The following is a 23,456-nucleotide window of genomic DNA, read 5'->3' as shown; positions in this document are numbered from 1 at the left end:
GAGAAAACAATCCATGGCCCAAATCTACATTTTTTCCCCTTCCAGCGCCGTGCGGGACAAAGCCGCTTTCCGTCGAGGCCTCAAGCGTTTGAAAGCGCAAGGCCATGAGGTGGAAGTTGACGAATCAGCCTTGGATACCCATCTGCGATTTGCGGGCGACGACGCCACGCGCATCGCCGCCATCACCCGCGCTTGTGCCAGTGGTGCCGACCTGGCCCTCATTTCGCGCGGCGGCTACGGCCTCACGCGGATCCTACCTGCCTTGCCCTACCCAAAAATTGCCAAAGCGATTGACGGCGGCATGCAATTTGTGGGTCTGAGCGATTTCACAGCCTTCAACCTGGCGGTGCTAGCCAAGACAGGTCGAATCAGCTGGCAAGGCCCCGCCCTCGGTGAAGACTTTGGCATGGAGCAAGAGCCTGACGACATCATGCAAGCGTGCTTTGATGACTTACTCTTGGAGCAGGGCGAGGGCACAGGCTGGCAGTTGCCCAAGGCCGAAGCTGAACGTCGCGTGTTGGTGAAAGACGCACCGCTGTGGGGTGGCAATTTAACGGTGCTGACATCTTTGCTGGGCACGACGTATTTCCCGCAGGTCAAAGGTGGGGTTTTGTTCCTCGAAGACGTGGGAGAGCACCCTTACCGCTTAGAGCGCATGTTGACGCAACTGCTTCATGCAGGTGTGTTGGCTCAACAAAGGGCGGTGCTGATGGGCCAGTTCAGCAAGTTCAAGCTGGTTCCCGGACACGATAAAGGTTTCAAGTTGCTCACTGTGTTTGACTGGCTGCGCAGCCAAATCAAAGCGCCTGTCCTGACGGGCTTGCCCTTTGGCCATGTCGAAACCAAGGTCCTGCTGCCCGTTGGTGCCAAGGTAGACCTTGTCACAGAAGGGCGTGACGCGCTCATGGTTTGGGGTCATATTTAAGACCTTTTTCGGTGAGATAGACCCTGGAGAGACAGCGCATGAAATGGCTCGGACGTTTGACAGTGTTGGCCATTGCGGCTTTTTTACTGGCGGGTGGCGTTTTCTCAGTGCAGATGATTCGCAGCTTGCCGCAGCTTGATGGCACTTTGCGACTACCCGGTTTGTCGGGCTCGGTGCACATTGGACGCGATGAGTCCGATGTCACCCACATTCAAGCCAGCAACCCCTTTGATGCATGGAGAGCGATGGGTTTTGTGCATGCTCAAGAACGTGGCTGGCAATTGGAATTCAACCGCCGCGTCATGCGGGGTGAGTTGTCTGAAATATTAGGACCTGCCACCCTGGACACCGACAAATTGATGCGCACCTTGGGCATCATTTCGATGGCGCAGCAGCAATTGAAAGCCATGTCACCTTTGGCGCAAGCGGCTTTGCAGGCTTACAGCGATGGCATTCAGGCGGCTTGGCAAACAGGCGCTGTGCGCCCATCACCCGAATTCATGATCTTGGGTGCAACCCCAGGAGGGGAAAAAGCGCAATATTGGCAACCCGAAGACTGCGTGGGTTGGGCGCTGATGATGGCCTTGGATTTGGGGGGCAACTGGGGCAATGAATTTGCCCGGCTGAGCGCTTCCCAAGTGCTCACGCAACAGCAACTGTGGCAACTGATGCCGCCATACCCCGGCGAAAAGCCTGCTACTGCGGTCGATTTACCGGCCTTGTATGCCCAATTGGGTGTTTATGCATCGGCTGAAGCCAATTCCAAAGCAGCCCTTCATTCGCCCAAAGCGCAGACAGCTTTGGCTCAATGGTCTCAAGACTGGGTACGTGATGTTGGCACTTTGGACGGCAAAGGCAGCAACAACTGGGTGGTAGCCGGAAGCCATACACAAAGCGGTAAGCCTTTGCTGGCCAATGACCCCCATTTGGCGCTGAGTGCCCCTGCCATTTGGTATTTCGCACGCCTTCAATCGCCTGCATTTATTTGGCAAGGTCAATCACTCCCAGCTTTGGATGTGATGGGTGCGACCTTGCCGGGTCTTCCATTTGTGGTGCTGGGCAGAACCCGAGGTGTGGCCTGGGGTTTCACCAACACAGGACCTGATGTTCAAGATCTTTATCTGGAACAATTGGATGCGGCCCGTCCTGGGCAATACCGAACGCCAACGGGATGGGCTGCGTTTGAGACCCGTACCGAAACCATTCGAGTCAAAGGGCAGGGTGATGAAGTCATGACTGTTCGAAACACTCGCCATGGTCCAGTCATCAGCGATGTTCAAGCGCAGTACAAAGGGGTGCTCAACTCGGCCGCTTTTGCGATGAGTCTGAAGTGGTCGGCGCTCACGCCCGATAACCGCACCATCGATGCAGGTATGCGAGCCAATTGGGCTCAAAACGTTATCCAGTTGCAAGAGGCCTTTGAGGGCCATCATTCACCCATGCAAAGTGTCGTGATGGCCGACACACAAGGGGAGGTGGCCTTCAAGGCCATTGGCAAAGTTCCCTTTCGACTGGCCGATAACGACATTCAAGGTGTGGCACCCGCCCCAGGATGGCTGCCTCAGTATGACTGGCAAGGCTGGATTCCCTATTCGGAAACGCCCAGTTTGAACACGGCTCAAATTGGCGCAAAGGGCTGGCACGCGACTGCGAACCAGAATATTTTGCCCAAAGATTACCCTCACTTTTTTGGATCTGATTGGACGACACCTGAGCGGTTTGAGCGCATTGAGCAGCTGCTCTCATCCAGCCCTTTGCACAATCTGCAGAGCATGCAGCAGGTACAAAACGATGTATTTTCTTTGGGTGCGAAGTCGCTTTTACCCGCTGCATTGCAGGCCAAGCCCACACATGCAACCGGTGATGAGGCCATGAAGTTGCTGGCTTCTTTTGATGGCCAGATGCGTACCCAAAGCGCAGGGGCCTTGATTTTGAATGTTTGGGCCGACGAAATCACACGCACTGTTTTGTCATCCCGTTTGGGTGCTGAACGGTTTCAAGCTTTGTATGGCAAGCGTCACTTCAGGCTTTCGCTGGAGGGTATTTTGGCCCGCGATGACAAGTTTTGGTGCGGTAGTGCGGGCTGTGCTCCCTTGGTTTCAGCGGCCATGGACCGCAGTTTGAGCCGAATTTCCGCCAAGTTGGGCTCAAATACAAATCAATGGCATTGGGGTGCATGGCATCCGGCCATCAGCAGCCACAAGCCTCTTGGCAAAGTTCCCGGCTTGAACGCATTGTTCGATGTTCGCGTTGAAAGTCCTGGTGATCTTTTCACGGTCAATGTCGGGCAGTATTGGGCCAATGACAAGAAAGAACCTTTTGCCAATCGCCATGCCGCATCGATGCGCGCGATCTATGATTTGAGCTCAGAGGGTCAAGGTTGGTTCATTTACCAAACGGGCCAAAGTGGGCATGTCGTTTCATCGCGCAGCCGTGACATGGCCCATCAATGGGCTCGGGGGCACTACCGGAGCTTATCGTTGTCTCGGCCCGCACACGTTCACTCTTTGCGCCTGATACCCTGATCATTCTATTTATCCAGTCCACCCATAAGATGGGTCTTGGATAGAACTCAATCCATATCATTGTTACTTTACATAATACACATCGTAAGCAATTTAAAGTTGGGATGTTTGAAACAAACCCGAGCTTTATCTGTCACAGGAACATCAACGCATTGCAGGCTGGACGGCTGGTGTTTGTTGAAGTTGTGAGTCCCGCTTTTGTCGATCGGCCAAACGGGATAAACCCGTTTCAATCAACTCACGGGCGTTGGCGCGCTGCCCACGAACCGCAAAATCCAAGGCGGTCATGCCTTGTTGATTTTTGAGGGTCAAATCAGCACCAGCCTGAATCAATACTTTGACCGCTTCGGGGCTACCGTACATCGCAGCCATCATCAAGGGCGTGGTGCCATTGGGTGATTCGGCATCAATGTAAGCACTTTCTTCCAGCAAAAACTCAATCACGGGCACATGGCCCCCTGTGGCTGCGTAATGCAAGGGCGTCCAACCGGGTTTGTTCACATCTGCATCGTTGTTCACCAGCTTTTTGACCAAAGGAAAATACCCCTTGAGCGCGGCGAGCATTAAGGGACTTTCATCGTGGGCATTGCGTATTTCGGCACGCGTTTGGGGCCAACCGGCCAAAAGTTCGGCGACTTTGAGTGAAGGCTCTCGAACGGCCAGCATCAAGGCCGGAACACCCTCAGGATTGACTGTATTGGGATCAAAACCTCTTTGCAAAAGCATTTGAACCGTCCTGACGTTGTCAACCTGAACGGCCTTGAAGAAATCTTCGTAAGAACCCGCTTGAGCATGCAGTCCAAAAAAAATAAATTCAATTAAAACAAAGAACTTTATGGCTTTATTAATGTAATACATGATAAATGATCAATGGGTTTTATTGAACAAATTCAAGAAATTCCGGGTCGTGAGATGGCCTATTTCTTCGGCAGAACGGCCTCTCAAACTGGCCAAGAGCTTGGCCACAAAGGGCACATAAGAGGGGTTGTTTGTTTTACCTCGATAGGGCACTGGTGCCAAATAGGGGCTGTCAGTCTCAATCAATAAGCGGTCATCGGGCACAAACTGAGCCACGTCTCGCAGATCAGCGGCCGTTTTGAAAGTCAAGATGCCGGAAAACGAGATGTAAAAACCCAGATCCAGTGCAGCGCGAGCCACTTCTTGGCTTTCAGTAAAACAGTGAAATACACCGCCGGCGCACCCAATTCCCCCGGTTTCACCCTCTTCTTTCAAGATGGCAATCGTGTCGTCTGAAGCCTGTCGGGTGTGGATGACCAAGGGCAAGGCGGTATGCCTTGCTGCCCGAATGTGGGTCCTAAACCGCTCACGCTGCCATTCCATATCGGCCACAGTTCGACCGCCTTTGCGTTCATCCATTTGGTAGTAATCAAGGCCGGTCTCTCCAATTGCCACCACTTTGGGTCGGCCAGCGCCATCCAGCAGATCCTGCAAACTGGGCTCACGCACACCTTCGTTGTCTGGGTGCACCCCCACGGTGGCCCACATGTTGTCGTGCGCCAAGGCCAAGTCGTGCACCTCATCGAACTTTTCCATGGTGGTGCAGATCACAAGGGCACGCGTCACCTGTGCGTCGCGCATGGCTTGCTGGATGGTGTCCAGCTCGCCCATCAGTTCAGGAAAATTCAAATGGCAATGTGAATCGGTGTACATGGCTCAGCCCTTGGACATCAGGGTTTGTTGGGCGTCGGCGGTCATGGCTTCCAGCATCAAACCTGCATTGAAAGGGTGTTCCGAGGTACGTGCAGACTGCATCAGTCGCTTGAACCAATCGGTCAAATTCATCACAGAGGCTGCGCTGGGAGGCAATTGCGTTTTCTCAAAAAAACGTGGCTCTGCACCTGAATGGCGCAGCACGAGGTCGTGACAAAGCTTCTGCAGCGCATCGATCGCCTGGGCAGGGCTCAAATCGGTCAAATGCCGAGCATCGCCTTGGATCATGGCTTTGGGCAATTGGGCCCACCAGTCCGGCGACAAACCGGATTCGGTCTGACGCAGCACATCTGCGGGTCGGCCGCCAGCGCTGCGAAGCAACTCTTGCGCAACAGCGCTGGGCACGCCCTGCCCGGTCAACCAAACCAAAGACTCATCGGCTTCGGGCCATTTCATGGTGTGGGCCAAACAGCGGCTTCGGATGGTGGGCAGCAGCATATGGCTGGCCTCGGTGGCCAGCACAAAACGCACATCACCTGGTGGCTCTTCCAGGGTTTTGAGCAAAGCATTGGCCGTGATCGTGTTCATGCGCTCGGCCGGATAAACCAAAACGGCCTTGCCACGACCGCGAGCATTGGTGCGCTGCGAGAACTCCACCGCATCGCGCATCGCGTCCACACGTATCTCTTTACTGGGTTTGCGGGTTTTTTTGTCGATCTCGTCTTGGGCTTTTTCTGACAAAGGCCAGCCCAGTTCGATCATGACCGTTTCGGGCATCAACACTTCTAAATCGGCATGCGTGCGAACAGCCATTGAATGACAACTGGGGCAATCGCCACATGCCCTATTCTGGGTAGGCTTTTCACATAACCAGGCCGAAACCAAAGCCAAAGCCAACTCGTACTGACCCAAGCCAGAGGGACCTTGGAGCAACCAAGCATGGCCACCTTGCGCCAGCAAATCGGTGGTCTGCCGGGCAATCCACGGGGCGTGCAACGAATCGGTGTGGTCGACGCTCATCTTGTGCTCCGACTCAGCCAATCGGTCACGATGCGAGAAACGTCTTCACTCACAGCCTCGATGCTCTGCGCTGCGTCAATGCGTGCAAAACGGCTGGGCATTTCTGCTTGGCGGCGGGCATAACCGCTCCGGACTGCGGCAAAAAAATCAGCGGGTTGTGATTCAAACTTATCGGGTACGCGGGCAGAGGCCAGTCGTTCGGCCGCAATGACCGGGTCCAAATCAAACCAAATTGTCAGTTCAGGTTGGCGCAAGCTGCTGTCGGGCAAGGCCTGCACCATGCCCTCCAATTGGCCCAAAACCTGCCAATCAAATCCCCTTCCACCGCCTTGGTAAGCAAAGGTGGCGTCGGTGAAACGATCTGATAGGACCACCTCACCGCGGGCCAATGCGGGCTCAATCACCTGCACCAAATGCTCGCGACGGGCTGCAAACATCAACAGGGCTTCGGTCAGAGAATCCATGGGTTCGTGCAACACCAATTCACGCAGCTTTTCGGATAAAAATGTGCCACCCGGCTCACGGGTCAGCACCACCACCCTGCCCGCTTGGCGGAATAAATCGGCGACACGGGCAATGTGGGTGGATTTGCCCGCGCCGTCGATGCCTTCAAAACTGATGAATATGCCGCTGCTCATAAAGATATGAATTCAATCCCCGATTGTCGCTGATGCTGTTGGCAAGCTTGCAGGCCTGTCATTGGCCGCGCTGGTATCGGTTGACGGCCCGGTTGTGCTCATCCAGTGTGGCGCTGAAATGGCTTGAGCCATCACCCTTGGCCACAAAATAAATGGCTTGGGTTTTGGCGGGCTGCACTGCGGCCAATAAGGAGGCCTTGCCTGGCATGGCAATCGGGGTTGGGGGCAGTCCCGAACGCGTGTAGGTGTTCCAAGGGTTATCGGTCGTCAGGTGCACCCGACGCAAATTACCGTCAAAGGCATCGCCGAGGCCGTAAATCACCGTTGGATCGGTTTGCAAGCGCATACCGATGCGCAATCGGTTGTTGAAAACCCCCGAAATCTCAGGCCGATCTTGCGCTTTGCCGGTTTCTTTTTCGACGATGCTTGCCAAAATCAAGACTTCTTCAGGCGACTTGAGTGCGGCATTGGCGGAACGGGACTGCCAAGCTTGTTGAAGATGTTTGTCCATGGCGATCATCGCCCTTTTCAACACGGTCAGGTCGCTTGTACCTTTGGCATAAGAATAGGTGTCCGGATAAAAGCGCCCTTCAGGGGACACGCTGGGACGTCCTAATTGCGCCATCAAGGCCTCATCGCTCAGGCTTTGGCTGTCTGGCTTGAGGTTTTCAGACTTCGCGAGGGCTTGGCGCACTTGCCGCCAATTCCAGCCCTCCACCAAGGTCACGTTGCGCAGGCTTTCTTCGCCCCGCACCAGGATGCTGAGCAAACGCTTAGGTGTGGTCCCCGGTGGGATCTCATAGCTGCCGGCGCGCATCAGACGCGACTGGCCTGACAAACGAAACCAAGAGAACAAGAGTGTGGACGATGTCTGCGCGCCAGCATCTTGCACTGCCTGGGCAATGCCTTTGGCCGATGTGCCCGGCTCAATTGACAAGTCCAAAGTGGCTTGCCGCGTATCCATGGGGGCATGAAGCCAGACATTCACGGCAATAAAGCTTGTCACGCCCAAGACCACCAGGCTGATCAACCAACGCATCCAGCCTTTGATCACAGCAGAGTCCTTGTTCAGATGTTGAAAACTTGGTGGCGATGATAATTCAGACTGCTTTATCTCATTACCCGGTGTCCCATGAACATGCCTGTCAAATCCAGCATCAACCTGTCTGCTCTACATGGTGTCAGTTTGCTGCCCACTTTGGGCGTGATTCAAGCCCAAGGTGAGGACGCGGCGAACTTTCTGCACAACCAACTGAGCAATGACGTGCTGCTTTTGCCCGTTGGCCAAGCGCGCTTGGCTGCTTTTTGTTCTGCAAAAGGTCGAATGCAAGCCAGCTTCATTGTCATTAAAACCGCGCCGGACAACGTCTTGCTGATCTTGAGTCAAGACTTGCTGGCCCAGACCCTCAAACGCCTTTCCATGTTTGTGCTTCGCGCCAAAGTCAAAATGAGCGATGCCACCAGCCAGTGGCAGCTGCGCGGCTTGCTGGGCGAGAATGCCTTGAAACTGACGGACGATGCCACGCCCTGGCAGACCATGCTCCATGACGGCGTCCACACGGTCGCGCTTTATCCCGCTGTGCTGGGTGATACCCGAACCCCTCGCGCTTTGTGGGTCGCGTCAGTTGAACAAACTTTGCCCACTGGCCCCGATGTTTCTGCCGAGGTCTGGCAATGGACCGAAGTGCTCAGCGGCGTGACCTTGGTCAGCCAGCCCGTGTTTGAAGCCTTCGTCCCGCAAATGCTCAATTACGAATCGGTGGGCGGCGTCAACTTCAAAAAAGGCTGTTATCCCGGCCAGGAAGTTGTCGCCCGCAGCCAGTTTCGCGGAACACTCAAGCGGCGCATGGCCTTGGTTCACAGCCCTGTGTTGATGGCTGCAGGTCAAGAGGTGTTCACTCCCGAAGACCCAGAGCAAGCCTGCGCCACCGTGGTCTTGAGCGCTGCTCGGCCCGACGGACAAGGCTTTGTCGCGCTGGTGAGTGGCACACTTGAAAGCATGCAGACAGGTTGGCGAGTGGGTAAATCTGACGGCCAAGCGCTCAACTTTTTGCCTCTGCCCTACCCCCTGCTTGCAGACATTTGAGCGCTTTTGAATCTGCCTGAAGATGGAAAATTACCCACCTATGGGCGGGCTGTGCCGCAAAGCAAAGCCTGTGGTCGACAAGAGCCATACCGCACCCATGCGCTGGTTTTAAAGCTTGAGCACCATCTCGATGTGCGCCATTCCTGCCTCTTCAAAAACTGCGCCCTGCGACACAAAGCCAGAGCGACTGTAAAAAGCTTCGGCGCTGCACTGGGCATGCAGGATCACTTGGGTGTCACCGCGGTGCCGAGCGGCGTCAATCAGCGCGTGCAAAACGCGCCGGCCTAATGCGCTGCCGCGCATTTGCTTTTTGACCGCCATGCGCCCGATTTTGGCCACACCGGGCGCGTATTCAATCAGTCGTCCGGTCGCCAGGCAAAAACCCATGCGGTTCAGCGCCACGGCGTGTAAGGCTGTTTCATCGGCCTCATCCCATTCCAACTCCGCGGGCACTTTTTGCTCCTGCACAAACACCTCGGTGCGAAGCGGGCTGGCTAATTTCTGAAAGTCGTGCCACGACCCGATATGCACCTGCACCATGTCTTCGCCCCGCTCGAAGCCCTCCAGCATGTCGCGCAGCGGGGCCGGGATGGTCTGGCTCTTTTTGGCCACCGGGTCAGCATACACATAGACCAGCTCGCTGGTGATCAACAGTTCATCGCCCCTAAAAATCGCCCCAGCAAACATCATGGACGAGTTGCCCACCCGGTCACAACGCATGCACACATCCAGAAAATCGTCCATTTCGGCGCTGGCGTGGTACTCGACACTGGCCTTTTTGACGAACAAATCCCCGCCCAGCTGGTGCATGGTCTCGGCATAGGGCATGGCGAGGTTGCGCCAATAGTCGGTCACGGCAGTGTCAAAGTACATGAGATAGTGACCGTTGAACACGATCTTTTGCATGTCCACTTCGACCCAGCGCACGCGCATGCGGTGTGAAAAACGGAAGTCCTGGCGTTTCATCGGTTCAACTTTCAAAAGCGAGTTTCAAGGCCCGACCCGCATCGGCGTGCGCGCGCAGTGCGTCGGGAATGGCGCGACCCATGGTGATGAAACCATGGATCACGCCTTTGTAGATTTCCAAATCGACCGGTACACCCGCCATGCGCAGGGTGTCGGCGTACTGCACGCCCTCGTCCACCAGAGGGTCGCACTCGGCCAGGCCAATCCAAGCGGGGGGCAAGCCCGAGTGGTCGGGGGCGTTCATGGGTGCAAAGCGCCAATCATCTCGGTCAGCATGATCGATGTAATGGGCAAAAAACCAGTCGACGGTTTGCTTGTCGAGCATGAAGCCGTCGGCAAAAGTGTGGTGCGAGGCGGTGTTTTGCTTGGCCAACGTACCGGGGTAAAACAGCAGTTGCAAGCGCAGTGGTAATCCTGCATCACGGCCCAATAAAGCGCACACGGCAGCCAATGTTCCGCCCGCACTGTCGCCGCCCACAGCCAGGCGCGTGGTGTCCAAGCCGAAAGTCTGGCCGTTCTGGTGCAGCCAATTCAAGGCGTCCCAGCTGTCGTGTACAGCCTGAGGAAAACGGTGCTCAGGCGCAAGCCGGTAAGCCAGCGACACCACAGCACAGTGACCAAGGCGAGACAGTTGACGGCATAAAACGTCGTGGGTTGTGAGGCTGCCGACAGTGAAACCACCGCCGTGTATGTACAGCAGTAAGGGCACAGGTTTGGCACTTTGAGGTGCATACAAGCGGGCGGGCATGGCGAAGCCATCTCGGGCGGGCAATGTGATGTCTTCTACCCGGTCCACTGGCGGGGCGGGCTGCAGGTCGAGCATAGGGCTGCCGATGTCGTAAAACTCACGCGCCTGTTCTGGCGTCATCGCAGCCATGGGCGGACGCCCTGCACGGTGAACCCGGTCAATCAGGCTGCGAGTGGCAGCGTTCAGCAAGGCATGGGGGTTAGCGTGGTGGCTGCTCATGGTTTCAGGGAAAGGGGTGTAGTCGAATCCAGTACTGGAGGGCATCGGGGTAAAAGGCAAACAAGGGTGACAGCCCCGGCAGGCCTCCTACCCATTCCTGCATCAAAATGCAGTCAGATCGTACAACGCCCTGGCCCGGTGTTCTGTCTATTCTGAACCAGGCCCCTGATTGGAGTTTTTGCATGTCTTTCATCAACTACGTCACCCAAATCCAGATCGACTTCGGCGCGGTCAAACTGCTGCAAACCGAATGTGAACGCGTGGGCATCAGCAAACCGCTGATCGTGACCGACGCAGGCGTCAAAGCTGCGGGCGTGCTTCAAAAAGCCCTGGACGCCTTGCCGGGCTTGCCCGTCACCGTTTTTGACCAGACCCCATCCAACCCCAACGAGGCAGCCGTCCGCGCCGCTGCAGCCATGTACCAACAGCATGGCTGCGACGGTCTGATCGCGGTGGGTGGAGGCTCGGCCATAGACTGCGCCAAGGGCGTGGCCATTGCCGTCAGCCACGAAGGCCCGCTCAAAACCTACGCCACCATCGAAGGCGGCTCGCTCAAGATCACTGACCGGGTGGCCCCCATCATTGCGGTGCCCACCACCAGCGGCACCGGCAGCGAGGTGGCCCGTGGCGCGATTTTGATTCTGGACGATGGCCGCAAAGTCGGTTTCCACTCTTGGTTCATCGTACCGAAAGCCGCCATTTGCGACCCCGAACTCACCTTCGGCCTGCCCCCCATCTTGACGGCTGCGACCGGCATGGACGCGGTCGCGCACTGCATGGAAACCTTCATGGCGGCGCCTTTCAACCCGCCAGCCGATGGCATTGCTTTGGATGGTTTGGCGCGTGGCTGGGCGCACATCGAACGCGCCACAGCCAATGGTCAAGACCGGGATGCGCGTTTGAACATGATGAGCGCCAGCATGCAGGGCGCCATGGCCTTCCAAAAAGGCTTGGGCTGTGTGCACTCGCTCAGTCACAGCCTGGGCGGCGTCAACCCGCGTCTGCACCACGGCACCTTGAATGCCATGTTTTTGCCTGCGGTGATCAATTTCAATGCCTCGGCCGAATCGGTGCAAAAGGAAAACCGCCTGAACCGCATGGCCCAGGCCATGGGCCTGCAAAGCGGCTCTGACATCCCGGATGCCATTCGGGACATGTGCGCTCGTTTGGGCCTACCCACCGGGCTGGGCGCGATGGGCGTGACCGAGGGCCTGTTCGACGCGGTGATCACTGGGGCATTGGCCGATCACTGTCACAAAACCAACCCGCGCATCGCTTCTGCAGACGAATACCGGGACATGTTGCTCAAGAGTTTGTGATCAGCCGCGGACATAGATCCCCCTTCGCGGTTGCCGTTGACGAAGAGGGTCATGTCGCTGATGGCCAAGATTCAAGGTGCGTTCTGGTTGGGCATCTTCGCGCCCACATGGATCTCACCTCTGGCCTCGGCCAATTCCACCTGTCTCTGGCGCTCGGCCAGTTTTTCCTTTTGCTCTGGTGTGCGCTGGTCGTGGCAGTGCGCGCAACTCACACCCAGGACGTAATGCGGTGAAAGTTTGTCTTGTGAACTCAATGGCCAGCGACAAGAACGGCACAGCTCGTGGTGTCCCAAGCCAAGACCATGGCCCACGCTCACGCGCTCGTCAAAAACAAAACACTCGCCTTCCCAGATGCTGTGCTCAGGCGGTATCTCTTCCAAGTACTTGAGAATGCCACCTTCGAGGTGGTAGACCTCGTCAAAGCCGCGCATCTTCATGAGCGCGGTGGATTTTTCGCAACGGATACCGCCTGTGCAAAACATGGCCACTTTGGTCTTTTTGGCGGCTTCACCTTGCAAATGAGGCTGTGCATCGAGCCACGCGGGCAACTGAACAAAGTTTTTGAGCTTGGGGTTCACGGCGCCCTTGAAAGTGCCTATCGCCACCTCGTAGTCATTGCGCGTGTCGATCACCACCACGTCCGGATCGGCCAGCAAGGCGTTCCAGTCGGCTGGTTTGACATACTGGCCCACTGTCTTGTTGGGGTCCAGCTCGGGCACGCGCAAAGTCACGATCTCTTTTTTGAGCTTGACCTTCATGCGGGTAAAGGGCGGCAAGGGGCTCCACGATTCTTTGTGCACCAAGCTGGCCAAGCGCGGATCAGCCCGCAAAAACGCCAGCACGACGCGAATGCCTTCTTCCGGCCCGGCAATCGTGCCATTGATGCCTTCTTGCGCCAAAAGTAAGGTACCTTTGACAAGATTGGCTTCACAGCAGTCTTGCAGAGGCCCTTGCAGGGCTTCAAAGTCCGGCAAATCAACAAATTTGTAGAGGGCGGCAGTGAGGAAAAGGGGATCAGTCGGCATGCCGTGATTATCCGCTTTGATAACAGGGTCATGCGGCATAAGTGACCAAAACGACATCGGCTGCCTGTTGGCGCAAGGGGATCAGCCTTTGGTAGGCTGCGGAGCCATGCCAGCCTTCGGCCGCATCCAAAGAGGGGAATCGGATCACCACGATGTCAGGGTGCGGGCAAACACCCGAAAAGGCGTTGACCTGCTCACCCCGAAAGACCAGTTCACCGCCAAAAGGCAGCAATGTTGCCAAAACCTGCGATCGGTATTCCGCCCATTTTTCTTGGTTTTTCACGGTCATTTGACCGACGACAAAGGCTTGGGTCATGACAAATCCTCAAAGAGCTTTCAGAACAGAAAGGTCGGGCTGATGCAACCAGGCATGGAACTCATCGGCCAATTGCTGACTGGCGCTTGCGGCCGCAAACCACACTTTGACCCGTGCGGGCAGATTGCGGTCAAAACGGACGAAGTCGTGACGGTCGGGCAGCTTGCCGTCAGGCAGGGTTTTGACCCATTCAGGGTTGGGGGCCAGAACCACGGTGTTGTCTAAAAATGAGGTCGCGCCGTGCCGCCACTTGAGTGCTTTGTCGAGCCAACCGGGTACCACGTTTCTCTGGAAATGCGGGTACAGAACAATGGTGCGTTCTGGGCCTTGGCCAAGCTTGGGTGCGGTCCAGTTCAGGTGCAGGTGGTAGTCGGTGATGCCGCCGTCCCAATAAGCGCCTGCGGGAGCGCCCGGTATGTTCTGCACGGCTTTGAGGGCAAAGGGGATTGAGCAGCTCGCTTGAAGCGCGGCCATGAAGTTGCCTTCTGTCAAGCCCACAGCACGGGTGCGAAAGTCTTGAGCGTCAAACGGCAAAGCCGCGCCCTGCCCTGAAAACACCACGCGCTCCAGCCACCCGCCCAAAGCTCTGCGGCTGAGGGCGTTACTTAGGTAAGCACCGGCGTAGCCCAGTGGAGTGGCCAGTGGGTGTTCGCGTTGCAAAATGTGGCGCCCGCGTGAGGTCATGATGTGCAAGCGAAAGCGCGGATGGCTCAGTACCTCGCCAATGCGTCCGCCATAAAAGACTTGCAGGCTGTGTCCAAACGCATCGCTCACCTGCTTGGCGTTCACCCGCTTTTGACCTGGTAACGGTTCGTAATGCTGGTGGATGTAATCGTGCTCTAGCCGCTCAAACGCCGCCACCGACTGGTTCAGGCAAGCGGTGGCCATGCGCCACGCCCCTATGGAAGCACCCACCAAATCCACAGCTTGTGTGCTTCGGGCCAGCCAATCGCCAAAAATGAAGCGATCCAATGGTCCAAGGATCAAGCCCTTGGGGCCGCCTGCAGCACCCGGGATCACGCCGATGTGCTCTGGCCGTAGGCCATGTTCACGGATGTGGGCCAGCGCCTTGGGGCCTGCGTGGATATGAAGGGCGTGCATGGGTTCTATTTTTTCAGACCTTGCAGCTTGGCAAAGGCGCTGGCCATGGCCGAGCTGGCGGCGGCTGGCGTGGTGTAACCCCCAACCGAACCACCACCACGCTGGCGGTTGTCACGCCCTGCACCTTCAAACTTGTTGTCGCGGGGGTCCCTTCTGTCTTGCACTTGTCTCGCGGGCGCAGCGTCCAGCTTCATCGTCAAGCTGATGCGTTTGCGGGACACGTCCACTTCGAGCACCTTCACTTTGACGATGTCGCCCGTTTTGACCACCTCGCGTGCATCGGACACAAACTTGTTGGCCAATTGGCTGACATGGACCAGGCCGTCTTGATGTACACCCAAGTCGATAAAAGCGCCAAACTGGGCCACGTTGCTCACAGTGCCTTCCAAGGTCATGCCCTCTTTCAAATCCTTGATGTCTTCTACACCGTCGGCCAAGCGGGCTACTTTGAAGTCGGGGCGTGGGTCACGGCCGGGCTTTTCCAGTTCACCCAAAATATCTTTGATGGTGACAGGACCGAACTTGTCGCTCACAAACAGCTCTGGTTTGAGTCCCTTCAACACTTCTGAACGGCCCATGATTTCTTGGATGGGCTTGGCCGTTTTGACAATGATCTGCTCGACCAGCGGGTAGGTTTCGGGATGCACACCGGTCATGTCGAGCGGGTTGTCGCCGCCCCGGATGCGCAAAAAACCCGCACTTTGTTCAAAGGTCTTGGCGCCCAAACCAGTGACTTTCAGCAAATCTTGGCGCGTCCTGAACACGCCATTGGCATCGCGCCAACGCACAACCGACTTGGCTACGGCGCCAGAAAGGCCAGACACGCGCGTGAGCAAAGGCACGCTGGCGGTGTTCAGGTCAACGCCCACTGAGTTCACGCAATCTTCCACCACCGCGTCCAAGGTCTTGGCCAATTCGCTCTGGTTCACATCGTGCTGGTATTGGCCCACGCCAATCGCTTTGGGATCGATCTTGACCAACTCAGACAACGGGTCTTGCAAGCGGCGGGCAATGCTGGCGGCGCCACGCAGGCTCACGTCCACGTCGGGCATCTCTTGGCTGGCAAATTCGCTGGCGGAGTACACCGAAGCGCCCGCCTCGCTGACCACCACTTTCGTGATGTCCACGCCCTCGCGCAGCTTGGCGAGTTGTTTGATCAGATCGCCCGCCAGCTTGTCGGTCTCGCGGCTGGCGGTGCCGTTACCGATCGCGATCAGGTTGACGTGGTGCTTTTCGCAGAGCTTGGCCAAATTGAACAGAGCGCCTTCCCAGTCCTTGCGAGGCTCGTGCGGGTAAACCGTGGTGGTGTCGACCAGTTTGCCGGTGGCATCCACCACAGCCACTTTCACACCTGTTCGGATGCCCGGGTCTAGGCCCATGACGACTCGGGGGCCAGCTGGCGCGGCCAAAAGCAGATCGCGCAGGTTATCGGCAAACACCTTGATGGCGACTTTTTCGGCATCCTCGCGCAGGCGGGTGAACAAATCGCGTTCGGTGGACAGACTCAGCTTCACGCGCCAAGTCCAGGCCACGCATTTGCGAATCAAATCGTCTGAGGCGCGGGCCTTATGGCTCCATCCTAGGTGCATGGCGATCTTGCCTTCTGCGATGCTGGGCTTGCCAGGCTCGGGCTCAACGGGTAGCACCAACTTGGCATCCAGCAATTCCAAAGCGCGGCCACGAAACACGGCCAACGCACGGTGTGAGGGAACGTGACCAATCGGCTCGTCGTAGTCAAAGTAATCACGGAACTTCGCCACTTCTGGATTGTTCTCATCCTTGCCGTCGGATAGCTTGCTTTTGAAAAGGCCTTCATGCCACAACCACTCGCGCAGAACTTGTACCAATGACGCATCCTCGGCCCAGCGCTCACTCAGCAAATCTCGGACGCCGTCGAGCACGGCGGCTGTGGTGGTGAAGTCGGCCCCTTCAATTGCGCCTGCTGCCAAAACATAGTCGTGAGCCTGTGCGTGCGGGTCCAGCGTTGGGTCGGCAAAAAGTTTGTCGGCCAAAGGCTCCAAACCAGCTTCGCGGGCAATCATGCCTTTGGTTCGGCGCTTGGGTTTGTAGGGAAGGTAAAGGTCTTCAAGCTCTTGCTTGGTGGGCGCAGCATCGATCGCGGCCAACAACTCGGGTGTCATCTTGCCCTGCTCGGAGATGCTTTTGATCACGGCTGTGCGTCGCTCTTCCAACTCTCGCAAATAGCCCAAACGTGATTCAAGTTCACGCAACTGAATGTCGTCCAAGCCATCGGTCACTTCTTTTCGGTATCGGGCAATAAAAGGAACCGTTGCCCCGCTGTCCAACAGTTCTACTGCGGTCTTGACCTGATCCGATCGAATTTTGATTTCAGCGGCCAGTTGGGCCAGGATTTTGTGCATGTCACGGTTCACAGATTGTGCGAAAACTTCGAGTTTGCCACATGCAAATGTTCAAAATCAGCAGGCCGTTGTTGTTTAAAACCGGTCTTCACTTTCAATAAAAAAAGTCAAAACCCGCGTGCGCATGCAGGTCTTGAAAAAAACAGAAATGCAATGACAAATCGGCATATGCCATGAGACCCCGCCGAGATGGCCGCTTGTGTTGCTTTTTCATGCTGAACGCAATGCTTTGCGCAAACCCTCACCCAAGTCAGGACGGGCTTCAAAAGGATCGGGCGGGTTATGGCCCTGGACAATGGCCTCCATCCGACTTTGAACGTTACCCAAGGCTTGAGGGTGGCTGTAAATGTAAAACTGGCCAGACGCCACAGCGTCAAAGACTTTTTGAGCCACATCGGCCGCTGACACCTTACCACTTCCAACCGCTTTGTCACTCTGCGCTTGACCGATCAATTGGCTGGCGGTGGGTTTGTTTGCCGCCAGGTCTGCAGGTCGGTTACGGTGGCTCTGGCTGATGCCCGTAGGCACAAAGTATGGGCACAACACACTGGCACTGACTTGGTCAGACACCAGCTGCAAATCTTGGTACAGGGTTTCAGTCAAAGACACCACGGCGTGTTTGCTCACGTTGTAAATGCCCATGTTGGGAGGCGTGAGCAAACCGGCCATGCTGGCCGTGTTGACGATATGCCCCCGATAGTCCGGATTGGCTTTGGCGGCTTCAAGCATCATGGGGGTGAACAGGCGCACGCCATGCACCACACCCCAGAGGTTGACACCCAGCACCCATGCCCAGTCGGCCACCGAGTTTTCCCAAACCAAGCCTCCTGCTCCTACGCCTGCGTTGTTGAACACGAAGTGCGGTGCGCCAAAACGGCTCTTCACTTCGGCAGCGAGCTGCTCCATGGCCTGGGCATTCGAGACGTCCACTTTTCGGGCCAACACTGGTACGCCCTGCGCGGTCATTTCTGCAGCGGCTTTGTCAAGCGCATCTTGCTGCACATCCAGCAACACCAGGTTCATGCCCAGCTTGGCACCGATGCGGGCGCACTCCAGACCAAAGCCGGATCCAGCACCGGTCAGGACAGCGGTTTTTCCTTTGAAATTTTCGATCATGGGGAAACCTTTTTCAATGTGAAGCCCAGGCGGGGAAAGTGAACATGGACGGTGCCCGCGCGTTCATCGCTACGGCGCAAGATGTATCGGGTACTTGTCGCTGCAACCAGTTCGCCTTGCGTGGTCTCCAACCCGAAGTTGTCGGCCGCGATCACCACTTGGCTGCCCAAGGCGATACCGTGTTCGTCCTGAAAGACTTCAGATCCTAAGGCGACAGGCGTTGCGTTGCGGGCCAGGTGCAAGGCTTCCTCGGCGCTGCATTTACCGGGTGTGCCGTGGCCAATGGCTTTCATGCGGGACATCCAGCTTTGGATTTCGGGTGTCGCATCCAAAATGCCCGATAACGCGGGCGTGCGCTCTTGAGTGAACCACAGCGGGTGATAAACCGCAAAGTCGGCCACGCAAGGCTGATTGCCGAACAAAAAGTCTTGCCCATGCAGCATGCTGGCGATGCGCTGCAGATAAGTTTTGTACGTGCTGGTGGCATCAGCGGACGCCATGCGGGCCGCACCGCCGCGCATGGCGGTGCGGTCGGCCACAAAGGCCTGCACGCCTTCAGCGGGTACACCCGCAAAGACTTGCGCCACGCCAGCAGGTTGAAAGTTGTAGGCCATCGCCGCCGTGAACAAGGCGCTGTCCGCCCACTGCGCCACGATGCGGGCTGCGCCTTGGATGGCTTCGGGGTAAAGCGTGGGCTTGGGTGCCAATTGCTCCAGCACATCGCCAATGAGCGCGGTGTCGCAGTAGATGTCTGCACCGATCTGCAGTACGGGGGTTTTGCGGTAACCACCCGTCAGCGCCGTGAGGTCTGGCTTGGGCATGATCATCGGGATGAAAACGCTCTTCCAGGCCAGTTGCTTGTGGCCCAGGATCAACCGAACCTTTTCTGCAAACGGCGAGGTCGGGTAGTGGTGAAGGATCAGATCGGACATGCGGGCTGTCTCAGACCAGTTTGACCAGCTGCTTGCCGAAGTTCTTGCCTTTGAGCAAACCGAGGAATGCCTCAGGCGCAGCAGCCAAGCCTTGGGCCACGGATTCGCGAGGGCGCAACGTACCTGTGCCCACCAAGGTGCCGAGTTCCTGTAGCGCCTCGGGCCAGACTTCCATGTGTTCGCTGACGATGAAGCCTTCGATCTTCATGCGATTGACCAAAATCAGGGCTGGGTTGGCCATCGGCAGAGGTGCGCCATCGTAGCCGGCGATCATGCCGCACACCGCGATGCGTGCAAAGGCATTGGTGCGCAACATCACCGCGTCCAGCACCATGCCCCCCACGTTTTCAAAGTGGCCGTCGATGCCGTTCGGGCAGGCTTCGCGAAGTGCTTTGGACAGGCTGATGTAGTCTTTGTGTTCCTTGTAGTCGATGCAGGCGTCAAAGCCCAGCTCCTTGACCACGTAGTCGCACTTGTCCTTGCCGCCTGCGATGCCCACCACACGGCAACCACGCGCTTTGGCCAGAGCGCCGTAAGCACTGCCTACTGCGCCACTGGCTGCACTGACTGTGACGGTTTCGCCGGCTTTGGGGGCAATGATCTTGACCAAGCCGTACCAAGCGGTCACGCCGGGCATGCCCACAGCGCCCAGGTAGTGCGAGAGCGGCACATGGGTGGTGTCGACCTTGCGCAGTGCGCCAACCACGGTGGCATCGACTACGCTGAACTCTTGCCAGCCGCCCATGCCGACCACTTGGTCTCCGGCCTTGAACTTGGGGTGACGGCTGTCCACCACTTCGCCCACAGTGCCGCCGATCATGACTTCGCCCAAAGCTTGAGGTTGGGCGTAGCTTTTGCTCTCGTTCATGCGGCCACGCATGTAGGGGTCCAAGCTCAAGAAATGGTGGCACACCAACACTTCACCGTCTTTGATTTCTGGCAGAGGCAGCTCGATCAATTTGAAGTTTTGTGCAGTGGCTTCGCCTTGGGGGCGGTTATCAAGAACGATGCGGTGGTTCAAGGGCATGGGGAAGTTCTCCAGTGTAAAAAAAAATCAATCGGTGGGCACACTGCCAGATGGCTCGGTGTTGCTGCGGGGCAAATATTTGAAGGTCCCTGTGGCGTGGGCACACAACTGCCCTTCTGTGTCGTAAATCTTGCCTTCAGTGAAAGCCATGGTGCGCGTGCGGTGCAGCAATTGACCATGACCGGTTAACTTTTGACCTGCTGCCACTTTCGCTGGCCGCATGAAACTTGTTTTCATCTCGATGGTGACCACACCCATGCTGACTTCCACACTGCGGGCTGCAGTGGCCATGACCACATCCAGCAGCGCCATGACGGCGCCACCATGGGTGACATCAAATGAATTGAGGTGTTCTGGTTGGGGTGCATAGTGCAACTCAGATTGACCACCTTCGAACTTTTCTAAAGTGAAACCCAGGTGGTCCACAAACGGTATGGTTGCGCCAAACGGAATGCTCATGCTGTTGCTGGCCTCAAATCAGCCGCCGATGATGGCGCTCACACCGCCATCCACAGCCATCCACTGACCGGTGATGTGCTTGCCCGCATCGGAAGCGAACAAAACGGCCAAACCCTTGAGGTCTTCATCGTCGCCCAAACGGCGCAAGGGTGCGCCTTGGGCGATTTTCTCGGCGCCCATTTTTTCTAAGAGACCATAAGTCATCTTGCTCGGGAAAAAGCCAGGGCAAATGGCGTTGACGGTGATGCCGTGCTCGCCCCACTCCCCCGCCAGAGCGCGGGTGAAGTTGACCACCGCACCTTTGGAGGTGTTGTACGCAAGGGTCTTCATTTCGGAGGGGTTGCCAGCGAGACCAGCAATGGATGCCACATTCAAAATCCGACCCTTACCACGCGGAATCATGCAGCGCTTGGCCACCTCTTGTGAGAGGATGAAGTACCCGCGCACGTTCAAATTCATGACCTTGTCCCAAGCCTCAACAGGGTGGTCTTCAGCGGGGGCACCCCAAGTGGCACCCGCGTTGTTCACCAAAATGTCAATGGGCCCCATGCGCTCCATGGTTTCTGCTGCTAAGCGGCGGATGTCTTCCTCTTTGCCGCAGTCGGCGGCGATCCAACGGGCGTCGATACCAGCTGCCTGCAGCTCAGCCGCGGCATGCTCAAGATCGGAAGCTTTGCGCGAACTGAGCATGATCTTGGCACCGGCTTCACCCAGTGCGTGGGCCATTTGCAGGCCCAAGCCGCGCGAGCCGCCAGTGACCAAAGCGACCTGACCGGTCAAGTCAAACAGTTGTTGTATGGTGCGTGCCATGCGATAAATCCTTGGGTTCTTGACGTGAAGGGGTAAAAGTGAGGTCAGATTTCAAAATCCATGCAGCGGCGCTCTAGCACCACCGCCTTCATGAAAGGCTTGATGGCCAAATGTTGCGGGTGATTTTGGTAAGCCGCTAGCACCTGCGCGTCATCCAACAACATGTGCAGTACCAAGTCGTTCGTGCAATCCATGCCCGGTGTGGCAGTGGCCACTTCAAACGCCTGAATTCCAGGTACGACCTCAGCACAAGACAAAAGCAGTGCCTTGGCCTTTTGCAGATTGCTGGCTTTGTCAGCGCCCTCGGCGTGGTCTTTTAAATTCCACATGACGATGTGTCGGATCATCAAAATGCCTCCTCGGGTAAATCGGCACAGGTCGAATCTCGGCTGCACACCACCTTCAGCCAGGCACCAATCTTGGGCAGCTCGTAACGGAAGAAAAAACGGCAAGCAGCGCGACGACCTTGTGCTGCTGGCGTGTTGTTGTTCTCCAAGCTGCTGGCCACGTCGAGCCAGATCCAGGCAATCACCGCGTGGCCAAAGGCCTGCAAGTAAGGCACCGCATTGGCCAGAGCCTGGGCAGGCTCTGCGCCCTGCCAAGCTTGTTGGGTCGCTTGGCCGACTTGTTGGAGGGCATCGCGCAAAGCCGCGGCCTCTGGGCCCCAGCTTGGTTCGGCTTTGGCCGCAGTGGCCAGCATGCGCTCAGCCAGCAATTGCAGGCCTCGTCCCTTTTCCATCAACACCTTGCGGCCCAGCAAGTCCATGGCCTGGATGCCGTGGGTGCCCTCGTGGATCATGTTCAGGCGGTTGTCTCGCCAGTACTGCTCCACCGGAAAGTCGCGGGTATAGCCATATCCGCCGTGGATCTGGATGGCCAAGCTGTTGGCCTCCAAGCACCACTCGCTGGGAAAGCTCTTGACAATGGGGGTGAGCACCTCCAGCAGCAAACGCGCCACATCGGCGTCTTCGGCTGTGCCCGTGTGCTGTTCGTCCACCAGACGGGCGCAATACAAGGCCAAAGCCAGAGCGCCTTCGCTGTAAGCTTTCTGGGCCAGCAGCATGCGCTTGATGTCGGCGTGCTCAATGATGCGCACCTGCGGTTGGCTGGCGTCTTTCCCGCCTGCCCCTGTGGGTCGGCCCTGTGGGCGGTTTTTGGCGTAATCCAGGCTGGCGTAGTAACCGGCCATGCCCAGCATGGTGGCGGCCATGCCCACGCCGATGCGGGCCTCGTTCATCATGTGGAACATGCAGCGCAGGCCTTCGCCGGGCTTGCCGACCAAATACCCAATCGCTCCGATATCTCCTCTTACGGGGTATTTGCCCTCGCCAAAGTTCAGCAGTGTGTTGGTTGTGCCGCGCCAACCGCATTTGTGGTTCAGGCCCGCCAGCGCCACATCGTTGCGTTCGCCCGTCAGTTGACCGTTGGTGTCCACCATCTTTTTGGGCACGATGAACAGCGAGATGCCTTTGACGCCTGGCACCAGTTGGCCAGACGCATCAGGAATCTTGGCCAACACCAAATGGATGATGTTCTCGGACAGTTCATGTTCGCCCGAAGAGATCCACATTTTGTTGCCCTTGAGGCGGTAACGTGGTCCCAAAGCGTCGGCTTCAAAATCTGTGCCATCGGGTATGGCACGGGTGGTCACATCGCTGAGCGAAGAGCCCGCATGTGGTTCGCTCAGGCACATGGTGCCCGAAAAGCGACCCGAAAATTCGTTGGCAGCAAACACTTGCTGTTGCAAGTCGGTGCCGTGCACCATCAGCAAATTGGCGTTGCCACTGGTCAGCATGCCCGAGCCGATGCTGACCGAGGCCATGGCAAAAAAAGCGTTGGCTGCGGCTTCCACCGTGTAAGGCAGCTGCATACCGCCGATCTCGTAGTCTTGCGCCGCACTGAGCATGCCCGATTCGGCATAGGCTTTGTAGGCGTCGTGTGTGGCCTGCGGCAAGATGACTTTTTCGCCATCAAAGTGTGGCTCTTGTGTGTCCACCAGGCGGTTGAAGGGGGCGTATTTCTCGCGGGCGATGCGCTCGCAAGTGTCCAGAACGGCGTCAAAGGTTTCACGCGAGTGGTCGGCAAAGCGCTCGCGGCTTTGCAGGCTTTCGACCTTCAGCCAGTCGTGCAACAAGAAATCAACTGTGGGACGCAAGCTCATGTCAGTTTGTC

At 57.0% G+C, this 23,456-nt stretch carries 22 protein-coding genes; 4 read left to right on the top strand and 18 right to left on the bottom strand.

The features are described from left to right. Positions 1-13: 13 nt before the first annotated feature. Entirely contained in the window at positions 14-925 is a 912-nt protein-coding gene (locus tag Q1M54_RS06220) for an LD-carboxypeptidase (protein ID WP_300555317.1), read from the top strand. 38 nt (positions 926-963) lie between these two features. Beyond that, complete coding sequence (locus tag Q1M54_RS06215) at positions 964-3,450, top strand: penicillin acylase family protein (protein WP_300555314.1); 2,487 nt, start codon at positions 964-966, stop codon at positions 3,448-3,450. 144 nt (positions 3,451-3,594) lie between these two features. Here the strand turns inward: Q1M54_RS06215 and Q1M54_RS06210 are convergent, their stop codons facing one another. Genes Q1M54_RS06210 through mltG form a run of 5 tightly spaced genes read right to left on the bottom strand, consistent with a single transcriptional unit; the run spans position 3,595 to position 7,818 of the window. Continuing rightward, complete coding sequence (locus Q1M54_RS06210) at positions 3,595-4,308, bottom strand: ankyrin repeat domain-containing protein (RefSeq protein ID WP_300555311.1); 714 nt, start codon at positions 4,306-4,308, stop codon at positions 3,595-3,597. Between the two features lie 9 nt (positions 4,309-4,317). Further along, on the bottom strand, positions 4,318-5,121 hold the full coding sequence (locus Q1M54_RS06205; RefSeq protein WP_300555308.1) for a TatD family hydrolase: 804 nt from the start codon (positions 5,119-5,121) through the stop codon (positions 4,318-4,320). Positions 5,122-5,124: 3 nt separating this feature from the next. Further along, positions 5,125-6,141: a DNA polymerase III subunit delta' gene (locus tag Q1M54_RS06200; RefSeq protein ID WP_300555306.1), complete on the bottom strand. Its 1,017-nt coding sequence runs from the start codon at positions 6,139-6,141 to the stop codon at positions 5,125-5,127. Further along, positions 6,138-6,779 (bottom strand): dTMP kinase, encoded by a 642-nt coding sequence (gene tmk / locus Q1M54_RS06195; protein ID WP_300555303.1) that lies wholly within the window; start codon positions 6,777-6,779, stop codon positions 6,138-6,140. The genes Q1M54_RS06200 and tmk overlap by 4 nt, the downstream gene beginning before the upstream one ends. Positions 6,780-6,837: 58 nt before the next feature. Continuing rightward, a complete protein-coding gene (gene mltG, locus Q1M54_RS06190; RefSeq protein WP_300555434.1) occupies positions 6,838-7,818 on the bottom strand; it encodes an endolytic transglycosylase MltG in 981 nt (326 codons plus the stop codon). A gap of 93 nt (positions 7,819-7,911) precedes the next feature. Between mltG and Q1M54_RS06185 the strand changes: the two genes are divergently transcribed. Beyond that, the gene (locus Q1M54_RS06185; protein WP_300555301.1) at positions 7,912-8,865 is read left to right on the top strand and encodes a folate-binding protein; all 954 of its coding nucleotides are present in this window, start codon (positions 7,912-7,914) and stop codon (positions 8,863-8,865) included. Between the two features lie 108 nt (positions 8,866-8,973). Here Q1M54_RS06185 and Q1M54_RS06180 read toward each other — a convergent pair whose 3' ends face one another. Then, positions 8,974-9,831, bottom strand: coding sequence for a YbgC/FadM family acyl-CoA thioesterase (locus Q1M54_RS06180; protein WP_300555298.1), 858 nt, complete (start codon positions 9,829-9,831; stop codon positions 8,974-8,976). A 4-nt stretch (positions 9,832-9,835) separates the two neighbouring features. Continuing rightward, positions 9,836-10,798 carry an alpha/beta hydrolase gene (locus Q1M54_RS06175; protein WP_300555295.1) on the bottom strand — a complete coding sequence of 321 codons (963 nt, stop codon included), beginning with the start codon at positions 10,796-10,798 and terminating at the stop codon, positions 9,836-9,838. Between the two features lie 182 nt (positions 10,799-10,980). Here Q1M54_RS06175 and Q1M54_RS06170 point away from each other — a divergent pair, with 182 nt between their 5' ends. Beyond that, on the top strand, positions 10,981-12,117 hold the full coding sequence (locus tag Q1M54_RS06170; RefSeq protein WP_300555292.1) for an iron-containing alcohol dehydrogenase: 1,137 nt from the start codon (positions 10,981-10,983) through the stop codon (positions 12,115-12,117). 71 nt (positions 12,118-12,188) lie between these two features. On the opposite strand, the gene Q1M54_RS06165 is transcribed toward Q1M54_RS06170, so the two are convergent. The 11 genes from Q1M54_RS06165 to Q1M54_RS06115 form a co-directional block, all read right to left on the bottom strand. Then, a complete protein-coding gene (locus Q1M54_RS06165) occupies positions 12,189-13,142 on the bottom strand; it encodes a rhodanese-related sulfurtransferase (protein WP_300555289.1) in 954 nt (317 codons plus the stop codon). A gap of 28 nt (positions 13,143-13,170) precedes the next feature. After that, positions 13,171-13,458, bottom strand: a complete 288-nt coding sequence (locus Q1M54_RS06160; RefSeq protein ID WP_300555287.1) for a DUF1330 domain-containing protein — start codon at positions 13,456-13,458, stop codon at positions 13,171-13,173. Between the two features lie 9 nt (positions 13,459-13,467). Beyond that, complete coding sequence (locus tag Q1M54_RS06155; protein ID WP_300555284.1) at positions 13,468-14,559, bottom strand: phospholipase; 1,092 nt, start codon at positions 14,557-14,559, stop codon at positions 13,468-13,470. A 5-nt stretch (positions 14,560-14,564) separates the two neighbouring features. After that, positions 14,565-16,940 carry a Tex family protein gene (locus Q1M54_RS06150; protein ID WP_300555281.1) on the bottom strand — a complete coding sequence of 792 codons (2,376 nt, stop codon included), beginning with the start codon at positions 16,938-16,940 and terminating at the stop codon, positions 14,565-14,567. 210 nt (positions 16,941-17,150) lie between these two features. Then, the gene (locus Q1M54_RS06145; protein ID WP_300555278.1) at positions 17,151-18,056 is read right to left on the bottom strand and encodes an SDR family oxidoreductase; all 906 of its coding nucleotides are present in this window, start codon (positions 18,054-18,056) and stop codon (positions 17,151-17,153) included. After that, positions 18,053-18,988, bottom strand: a complete 936-nt coding sequence (locus tag Q1M54_RS06140) for a glutathione S-transferase family protein (RefSeq protein ID WP_300555275.1) — start codon at positions 18,986-18,988, stop codon at positions 18,053-18,055. Before Q1M54_RS06140 ends, Q1M54_RS06145 begins: the two co-directional genes overlap by 4 nt. 10 nt (positions 18,989-18,998) lie before the next feature. After that, positions 18,999-20,015: an NADP-dependent oxidoreductase gene (locus Q1M54_RS06135; RefSeq protein WP_300555272.1), complete on the bottom strand. Its 1,017-nt coding sequence runs from the start codon at positions 20,013-20,015 to the stop codon at positions 18,999-19,001. A gap of 27 nt (positions 20,016-20,042) precedes the next feature. Further along, positions 20,043-20,474, bottom strand: a complete 432-nt coding sequence (locus Q1M54_RS06130) for a PaaI family thioesterase (RefSeq protein WP_300555269.1) — start codon at positions 20,472-20,474, stop codon at positions 20,043-20,045. Positions 20,475-20,492: 18 nt separating this feature from the next. Beyond that, on the bottom strand, positions 20,493-21,284 hold the full coding sequence (locus Q1M54_RS06125) for an SDR family oxidoreductase (RefSeq protein ID WP_300555267.1): 792 nt from the start codon (positions 21,282-21,284) through the stop codon (positions 20,493-20,495). Between the two features lie 44 nt (positions 21,285-21,328). Further along, positions 21,329-21,631, bottom strand: coding sequence for a Dabb family protein (locus Q1M54_RS06120; protein ID WP_300555264.1), 303 nt, complete (start codon positions 21,629-21,631; stop codon positions 21,329-21,331). Continuing rightward, the gene (locus tag Q1M54_RS06115; protein ID WP_300555261.1) at positions 21,631-23,445 is read right to left on the bottom strand and encodes an acyl-CoA dehydrogenase; all 1,815 of its coding nucleotides are present in this window, start codon (positions 23,443-23,445) and stop codon (positions 21,631-21,633) included. Before Q1M54_RS06115 ends, Q1M54_RS06120 begins: the two co-directional genes overlap by 1 nt. Between the last annotated feature and the right edge of the window lie 11 nt (positions 23,446-23,456).

Origin of the sequence: Limnohabitans sp. Rim8, from assembly GCF_943326455.1 — a bacterium.
Lineage (GTDB): Bacteria > Pseudomonadota > Gammaproteobacteria > Burkholderiales > Burkholderiaceae_C > Limnohabitans_A.
The sequence above is the reverse complement of the archived record's forward strand: the minus strand, read 5'-3'. Positions and strand labels throughout refer to the sequence as shown.